This is a genomic window from Megasphaera sp. DJF_B143, from assembly GCF_900320625.1.
GTDB lineage: Bacteria > Bacillota > Negativicutes > Veillonellales > Megasphaeraceae > Megasphaera > Megasphaera hexanoica.
Genome location: NZ_ONTA01000217.1, coordinates 1 through 8,332 on the forward strand (window position 1 = coordinate 1; position 8,332 = coordinate 8,332).

The following is an 8,332-nucleotide window of genomic DNA, read 5'->3' on the forward strand; positions in this document are numbered from 1 at the left end:
ACCCACATATTTTTCGCCATACTCATGCGTCATTGCTGGCAGAGGCCGGCATAGACCTGGTGCAAATAATGAAGCGCCTAGGCCACGCCGACGATACGATCACCCGGCAGATATATCTGCACATCACAAAAACGCTGGCTACGGAGACGGCAGAAAAGTTTGACGAACTGTTGAATAAGGCATAAAAATAAGCCCCTTGCGATTGATTTCGCAAGAGGCTAATTTTTTGTTCTCGTTTTGTTCTCTGAGCACGATTTTCAAGGCCTTATAAATGCCTTAACCATCGTATTTACGGAACTTTTGAATTTTTATTTACATCATGCCAGGCATTCCGCCCATGCCTGCCGGAGGAACAGCAGGACCAGCCTGAGCCGGTTCCGGTTTATCAGCAACCAGCGTTTCTGTTGTCAGAACCAGAGCAGCAATAGAAGCGGCATTCTGTAAGGCTGTGCGTGTAACCTTAGCCGGGTCTACAATACCAGCCTGAACCATATCAACGTATTCTTCTTTCAACGCATTAAAGCCTACGCCGTCTTTAGCGGCTTTTACCTTGGCTACGATAACGGATCCTTCCAGTCCTGCATTAGCGGCAATCTGGCGTACCGGTTCTTCAATAGCACGTTTTACCAGATTAATACCAGTCTGAACGTCCCCTTCTTCATGGAATTCATCAAGAGCCGGAAGAATATCAATGAAGGTCGTACCACCACCTGCTACAATGCCTTCTTCAACGGCTGCACGTGTAGCATTCAGTGCATCTTCCAAACGCAGTTTCTTATCTTTCAATTCAACTTCTGTAGCAGCACCGACTTCGATGACAGCTACGCCGCCGGACATCTTGGCCAGACGTTCCTGCAGTTTTTCTTTATCAAAATCAGACGTTGTTTCAGCAATCTGGGCTTTAATCTGGGCAATACGGTCTTTAATTGCCTGCGGATCACCGTGGCCTTCTACGATAGTCGTTTCATCTTTCGTTACACGTACCTGACGTGCCGTACCAAGATCTTCCATTGTAATGCTGTCCAATTTACGGCCTACGTCTTCCGAAATAACGTTAGCACCTGTAAGTACAGCAATATCCTGAAGCATTGCTTTGCGGCGGTCACCAAATCCCGGAGCTTTTACAGCAACGGCTTTGAACGTGCCACGCAGTTTGTTGACAACGAGGGTTGCCAGCGCTTCACCTTCGACATCTTCAGCAATGATAAGAAGTTCCTTACCAGCCTGTACTACTTTTTCAAGGACCGGCAGCATTTCCTGGATAGATGCAATCTTGCGATCCGTAATGAGGATATACGGTTCACTCATGACAGCTTCCATTTTTTCTGCATCCGTTGCCATGTACGGGGAAATATAGCCACGGTCAAACTGCATGCCTTCTACGACAGACAGCTGTGTACCCATCGTCTTGGATTCTTCAACAGTGATGACACCGTCTTTACCAACTTTTTCCATAGCTTCAGCAATCAATTTGCCTACTTCTTCATCGCCTGCAGAAATGGAAGCAACCTGGGCAATAGATGCTTTATCAGAAACAGCGATGGAACGGTTCTTGATTTCTTCAACGAGTTTTGCTACGGCTTTTTCAATACCGCGTTTAAGGATCATCGGGTTGGCACCAGCAGCAACATTACGCATCCCTTCCTGGATCATGGCCTGGGCAAGCAGCGTAGCCGTTGTCGTACCATCACCAGCTACATCATTTGTTTTAGTTGCTACTTCTTTTACCAACTGGGCACCCATATTTTCAAACGGATCTTCCAGTTCGATATCGCGGGCAATAGTAACACCATCATTGGTAATGGTCGGTGCGCCAAATTTCTTATCAAGAACTACATTGCGGCCTTTCGGTCCTAATGTTACTTTTACTGCATTAGCTAATGCGTCAACGCCTTTGCCTAAAGCACGGCGTGCATCTTCATTAAATAAAATCTGTTTAGCCATGTTAAACACTCTCCTGTATTATAAGTATATATTCCATGATAACGACCGTTACAGGTCTCGTATTACATAATTGCCAGAATATCGCGTTCGCTGACGATTAAATATTTTTCTCCTTCATATTTGACTTCTGTTCCTGCATATTTAGAGAAAATAACTTTGTCGCCTGCTTTGACATCTAACGCAACGCGGGAACCATCTTCCTGAAGTTTGCCCGGGCCGGCTGCAATAATTTCACCTTCGCACGGTTTTTCTTTAGCTGTATCAGGCAGATAAATCCCACCGACAGTTTTTTCTTCCTGTTCCAATACGCGGATGACAACGCGATCTCCTAAAGGTTTTAACATTGTATATTCCTCCTAACATGTTATGTCATTCTCTTTATTAGCACTCACTATATCCGAGTGCTAACTACAATATATATATTACCCAGTAAAGGTAAAAAAGTCAATAGTTTTTTTTAATTAGGAAAAAAATACCAGGCAAAAATCTGCCTGGTACAATCCACTATCGACGATTATTTTGCTTTGCCATACTGGTAATGACTGCTTCTGCAACATGTTTCAACGTCGTCCGTTTTTTCATGCTATATTGCTGCAACCGGCGATACGCTTCTTCTTCCGGAATATGGTATAAATCCATGATGAGGCCCTTTGCCCGTTCCACGATTTTGCGCGTTTCTATCTGCTCATTCATCTGTTCGAGCTGGGCATTTATTTCCTGCTGCTTTTTAAATTGAGACACGGCAATTTCCATAGCAGGGAATAAATTAGTAGGTGATACGGGTTTTACCAGATATCCCAAAACACCCGAATCCTTCGCTTTATCGACGATATCACGCTGGCTGTACGCCGTCAGCAGTAACACGGGCGCCAGATGGTCATGAGCCATCATTCGGGCTGCATGGATTCCATCCAGACGCGGCATCTTGATATCAAGCAATACGATATCGGGTCGCATTTTACGCACCAGCTCCAGCGCTTCCACTCCATCGGCAGCTTCTCCGACTACTTCATGACCGGCATCTTCCAGCATTTCCGCCAGATCCATTCGGATAATCGATTCATCATCACCGATAACCACACGATACCCCATTTTAATCTCCCCTTTTTTCTATTGGAAAATGAATTACTGCCCGGGTTCCCTCCGGTTCTGCCCCGGAAAAAATGATGGTCCCGTGCAGATCTTTCTCAACCAACGTTTTGATGATTTTTAGTCCCAGATGGTGACGCTTGTCCTTAGTCATCGTTTCCGGCATACCGCAGCCATTATCCTCTACCGTGATATCAGCTGTTTCCCCTTGACAACAGATTTGCAGCGTAATAATGCCTTCTTTGCGACCAGACAGCCCGTGCAGTACAGAATTCGTAATCAATTCATTCAGGACCAGTGATAACGATGTGGCTGCATCAGACGGCATCATCAATTTCTGCCCATGGAAAACCGGTATAATATGGCTTTCTGTACTCACGAGACTATGCAATACTAGTGACAATAGTTTTTCTGCTACATCAGATATATCAATATATTCTTCATCATGATGGGATAAGGTCTCATGAACGAGAGAAATGCTGATAATGCGGTTCAGGCTTTCATTCAACGCTTCCTTTGCCTCTTCGCTCTGGACGCGCCGCAGCTGCATGCGCAATAAACCGGCTATGGTCTGCAGGTTATTTTTGACGCGGTGATGGATTTCCTTGATGACTGACGTCTTAATCATCAATTCTTCTTCCTTTTGGTACAGCTCCGTCCGTTCTGTAATAACCACAATAATCCGATCAACACGTCCCCGCCGCAGAATAGGGATAATCCGTCTCGTAAAGACATTTTTTCCATGCTGTACATCTACGACCGAACCCTGCCGGGTTTCCAGTGCCTGTTTTACTCCGGCAAAATGGAACTGACTGCTATAAATATTTTCACCAGTCAGGCGTTTGAAACGTCCCCGCAGCTGCATGATGCTTTCCGCCATATCGTCTACATAGCAGATTGTACCATTACCATCGACGAGAATAATGCCATCTTGCAAAGATAAACGCTGATATAAGCGGTTCATGTGCTCTTCAATGGGTACCTGCAAAGATAAAAAAGCCGTTTCCGTCAAAACATCCCGGCTGTTTTCAATCCGTCCCACAAAAGAAATGACACCAATAGTAAGTCCTCCATTATCGACAAAGGGATAACAGGAAATGGGCTCCATTTGGCCATAATTCGTTTCTATCGTCCCTTTCAAAGGAGTCCCAGTCGTTAATACCTGCCACACAATCGGCTCATCATACCGGGTAACGACTACTCCGGAATCAGGCAGTGCAGTCAAGCTGTCTGATTCCTGAAAAAAAGGGCGTCTCTGTGCTGCCAGGACCAAGGTCCCCGCTTCCTGGCCTGGGACATACACATAGATTTTCCTGTGAGATAAATCACTGGCAAACTGTAACAATTTTTCACTATTTTTTAAAATGTGGATTTGCACATCTGATAAAGAACTGGCACTCTGGCAAATCGATTCTATGGGAGACATATCAGTCACCTCAGCATGTCGTAATAGATAATGCAGGGCATGCATTCAACGTCAGATCGGCAAATCGCCCGTCTATAGCCATATAATATGCCCTGCAGCCTATCATAGCCCCATTGTCGGTACATAAGATGGGATCCGGCCGATACAACTTATACTGCCTCTTTGCACAAGCGGCTTCCATCGCAGCCGCAAGGCCGCTGTTGGCAGCAACGCCTCCGGCTACGGCAATTTGTTTCATACCACTCCAACGGGCTGCATCCATTGTCTTTTCTACTAATGTTTCCACTACGGTTTTCTGGAAACTGGCAGCGACATCTTCCGGGCTGTAACCGACATGGCGCTGTTCCTGTGTATGCAGGTAATTAAGAACAGCCGATTTCAGTCCACTGAAACTAAATTCAAAATTATGTTTTTCGTGCAATGCCTTGGGAAAGACAATCGCATCGGGATTTCCCTTTTTTGCCAGTGCATCAATCTGTGGCCCACCGGGATAGGGATATCCCATGACGCGGGCAATCTTATCAAACGCTTCCCCAGCTGCGTCGTCCCGTGTCTGCCCCAGCAATTCAAAGGAGTTATAGTCTTTAATCGTAACCAGCTGGGTATGGCCGCCTGATACGACGAGAGCTAAAAACGGCGGTTCCAGTTCAGGATGACTGAGGAAATTTGCAAAAATATGACCTTCCATATGATTAACGCCAACCAGCGGTTTATCAAGGGCAAAACTGAGTGCTTTCGCAGCGGCAACTCCTACCAGGAGAGCCCCTACCAGGCCAGGGCCATATGTGACACCGATATGATCAATATCATGGATATCGACTCCCGCCTCATCCAAAGCTTCTTTGATGATAGGCATAACATATTCAATATGCTGGCGTGATGCAATTTCTGGTACTACACCGCCAAATTTGCGATGAATCGGTACCTGCGTCGAAATGATGTTTGAGCAGATGTGACGACCGTCCCGAATAACAGCAGCCGATGTTTCATCACAGCTTGTTTCCAAAGCTAATGTATACATAATACGTTCATCCTTTTTATTATTTTACAGCCCACTTATATTTTTCCTTCTGACATCCCATGACATAGGCATCTTCCACAGGCTCAGAATAATAGCTCTTGCGTACAGAAAGGACTTCGAATCCCAGTTTGCGATATAATCCCAGCGCCGGTATATTGGAGACCCGTACTTCCAGAAATATATCCATACAACCTTCTTCAAAAGCCTTTTCCATCATAACCCGGACGAGCAGCTCACCATAGCCCTTGCCCTGCACGTCTTTACGCAGAGCAATATTAGTGATCTGGCCTTCGTCGGTAACACGCCACAACCCGGCATATCCGGCTATATATCCGTCATCGCGAACCAGTACGTAATACCGTGTCAATTCTGTATGTTCCAGTTCGTGGTCGATGCTTTCTCTGGACCATGGAACAGAAAAGGATTCTGTCTCAATATCATAAATTCCAGCCGCATCTTGTCGCACGGCTGGCCGTACAATCATAGACATAACTTTTCACCATGCCGTTTTTCCCATAATACTTCAGCTTCACTGCGTCGTTTATATGCTGGTGTCAGCGTCATACAATCATCACAATCACCGGCATCAAGCCGTCTGACCGCCGCCATTGCCAGGCTTCCTGCCCGTGGGATGCGCATTGTCGGCGGGGCAAGATAAAACGCAGGACATGCATTCTTTATCTGTTCCTGATAGAGAATAGCCCCATCACCACAAAATACAACCGGTCCGCTTTGTGACTTGCAAGTCGCCAGAACATCCGTCAGGGGCATGACCGAAATCGGACTGCATTCTTCGAGATCCCATTCATGCCAGAGATATGTAGAAGCATATACATTCCCCTTTTGTGCATCAATGAGTACACAGACAGGATAAGACATGCCAATAAAATTCCAGGCTAATGCCTGAGGCGTCTCAATTCCCACGATGGGAACCTGCCAACCGAAAGACAATGCTTTAGCAGATGCCAGGCCGATGCGCAGTCCCGTAAATGAACCAGGTCCTATGGAAACAGCAACGCCATCAATCTGATTTTTTTTGACAGATGCCTTCTCAAGCATATCGGCAATATGAGGCATGAGTTGCTCCGAATGGGTCAGTTTTGCCTGTATCGTCAATTCCGCACGGAGAGAATCTTCATGCAACAGGGCTACACTGGATACGAGACTTGACGTTTCAATGGCTAATAGCATATTTCTGTACCTCTTTTTCTACTTGTAACCAGCGGTCACCGATAAATTGAAATTGGAAAACCCGCCCGGTCAAACTGGTCTTTTTTATCGTAATATGTAATGCATCGTCAGGAAGACGATCAGAAAATTTTTCTGACCATTCTATAACCGTAACGCCACTGGTAATGTAATCATCAAATCCCAGGTCATCCAGCTCATACTCTTCCTCTAGGCGATAAAAATCAAAATGCTGCAACGGAATATCGTGTTCATAGAAGTTCAATATAGTGAAAGTAGGACTGACTACATTCGCATCAATTCCCATTCCCCGGGCAATCCCCTGGACAAAATGGGTCTTTCCTGCCCCCAGATCACCATGCAGTGCCAAAACATCACCCGAATGTAACGCGGATCCTATAGCCATACCCAGATTGATAGTTTCTTGTTCTGACTGTGTCACAATGTCCATATCAGAGCCTCCTTAAAAATGAGTCCAGCCAGTAGGAGCCAGAATTGATTCAGAATCACCGTCTACGAGAAGTACATCTCCACTACCCGAACGGACCACACCAATTTGAGTCACATCAGAATATTCCGCCTGAAGCGCATGAAAATCAGCCGGTTCCATCGTAAAGATCAATTCATAATCTTCCCCGCCATTAAAGACATACTTCCAGACATTTGTCTTCGATTCTCTGGCCCAGGCTTTTAGTTCATCACTAACCGGAATGGCTTCTTTCTTTAAAACCAGACGTACATCACTGGCCTTGGCTATTTCATTGCTCTCGCTAGCAAGTCCATCACTGATATCATTCAGACTATGACAGTTGTATTTAACCAGAAGCCGCCCAAGTTCAACTTGCGGGACAGGAAATCGATGAGCCCGCTTCAGCTGGGAATAGCCATCATGATTTTGTAGAAGCACTGCCAATCCACCACTTGAATTGCCGATTGTGTGCGATACAGCCACGATATCTCCTGGTCTGGCACCGCTGCGGCGTATCGCCTTTCCTTCTTCTATTTCACCGAAGGCCGCAACGGTTATGACCATCCCTTCCTTAGAAGTGACTGTATCTCCGCCAAGGATGTTGACGTGATAAGAACGGCAGATATCTTTAATGCCATCATATAGAGAAACAAGGCCATCCACTTCCATATCCGGAGCGATTGCCGTAGACAAAACGATATGCGTAGGAACACCACCCATAGCAGCGATATCACTGAGGTTAGAAGCTACAGCTTTATATCCAACATCATACCAGTCTCCCGTGCGATGAATGATAAAATGGCTGTTTTCCACCATCGTGTCAATAACAGCAACCTGTTCCATACCGGCAGAAGTTTTATATACGGCACCATCATCACCTATCCCGATGACGACAGGGTCCGGATTGAACAACGTATCTTCTTTAATGGCATCAATAAAGCCAAATTCACCAAGTTCAGAAATTTTCATAAGAGTACTCCTTATAAAAAAAACAAAGGTACACTACTCAAGTATCTATTGTATATAAAAAAAAGATACTTGTAAATGACAAGCTTTGAACCTCTCACGTATATAGAAACGGAAGATTCTTAGGAAGATCGCGGATAAAAAAAGCAGCTCACACAAAATGTATGAGCTGCCTGTGGTGACCCGGTAGGGATTCGAACCCTAGACCTACTGATTCGTAGTCAGTCAC

General features: G+C 45.5%; 10 protein-coding genes. 1 reads left to right on the top strand and 9 read right to left on the bottom strand.

The features are described 5' to 3' along the window. The coding region (locus tag DBO31_RS06565; RefSeq protein WP_150824744.1) for a tyrosine-type recombinase/integrase at nucleotides 1-185 on the top strand (185 nt) is incomplete at its 5' end. Nucleotides 186-312: 127 nt separating this feature from the next. Here DBO31_RS06565 and groL read toward each other — a convergent pair. The 9 genes from groL to thiL form a co-directional block, all read right to left on the bottom strand. Further along, nucleotides 313-1,944, bottom strand: a complete 1,632-nt coding sequence (groL, locus tag DBO31_RS06570; protein ID WP_059077365.1) for a chaperonin GroEL — start codon at nucleotides 1,942-1,944, stop codon at nucleotides 313-315. Nucleotides 1,945-2,006: 62 nt separating this feature from the next. After that, entirely contained in the window at nucleotides 2,007-2,288 is a 282-nt protein-coding gene (gene groES, locus DBO31_RS06575) for a co-chaperone GroES (protein WP_059077366.1), read from the bottom strand. Nucleotides 2,289-2,448: 160 nt separating this feature from the next. Then, the gene (locus DBO31_RS06580) at nucleotides 2,449-3,036 is read right to left on the bottom strand and encodes an ANTAR domain-containing response regulator (protein WP_150824745.1); all 588 of its coding nucleotides are present in this window, start codon (nucleotides 3,034-3,036) and stop codon (nucleotides 2,449-2,451) included. Between the two features lies 1 nt (nucleotide 3,037). After that, on the bottom strand, nucleotides 3,038-4,459 hold the full coding sequence (locus tag DBO31_RS06585; protein WP_150824746.1) for a sensor histidine kinase: 1,422 nt from the start codon (nucleotides 4,457-4,459) through the stop codon (nucleotides 3,038-3,040). A gap of 10 nt (nucleotides 4,460-4,469) precedes the next feature. Next, a complete protein-coding gene (gene tsaD, locus DBO31_RS06590) occupies nucleotides 4,470-5,480 on the bottom strand; it encodes a tRNA (adenosine(37)-N6)-threonylcarbamoyltransferase complex transferase subunit TsaD (RefSeq protein WP_150824747.1) in 1,011 nt (336 codons plus the stop codon). A 19-nt stretch (nucleotides 5,481-5,499) separates the two neighbouring features. After that, nucleotides 5,500-5,964 carry a ribosomal protein S18-alanine N-acetyltransferase gene (gene rimI / locus DBO31_RS06595; RefSeq protein WP_075582502.1) on the bottom strand — a complete coding sequence of 155 codons (465 nt, stop codon included), beginning with the start codon at nucleotides 5,962-5,964 and terminating at the stop codon, nucleotides 5,500-5,502. Beyond that, on the bottom strand, nucleotides 5,961-6,671 hold the full coding sequence (gene tsaB, locus DBO31_RS06600) for a tRNA (adenosine(37)-N6)-threonylcarbamoyltransferase complex dimerization subunit type 1 TsaB (RefSeq protein ID WP_113856220.1): 711 nt from the start codon (nucleotides 6,669-6,671) through the stop codon (nucleotides 5,961-5,963). Before tsaB ends, rimI begins: the two co-directional genes overlap by 4 nt. Beyond that, a complete protein-coding gene (gene tsaE, locus DBO31_RS06605) occupies nucleotides 6,655-7,119 on the bottom strand; it encodes a tRNA (adenosine(37)-N6)-threonylcarbamoyltransferase complex ATPase subunit type 1 TsaE (protein ID WP_075582127.1) in 465 nt (154 codons plus the stop codon). Before tsaE ends, tsaB begins: the two co-directional genes overlap by 17 nt. A gap of 12 nt (nucleotides 7,120-7,131) precedes the next feature. Beyond that, entirely contained in the window at nucleotides 7,132-8,106 is a 975-nt protein-coding gene (gene thiL, locus DBO31_RS06610; protein WP_059077372.1) for a thiamine-phosphate kinase, read from the bottom strand. Nucleotides 8,107-8,332 lie beyond the last annotated feature (226 nt).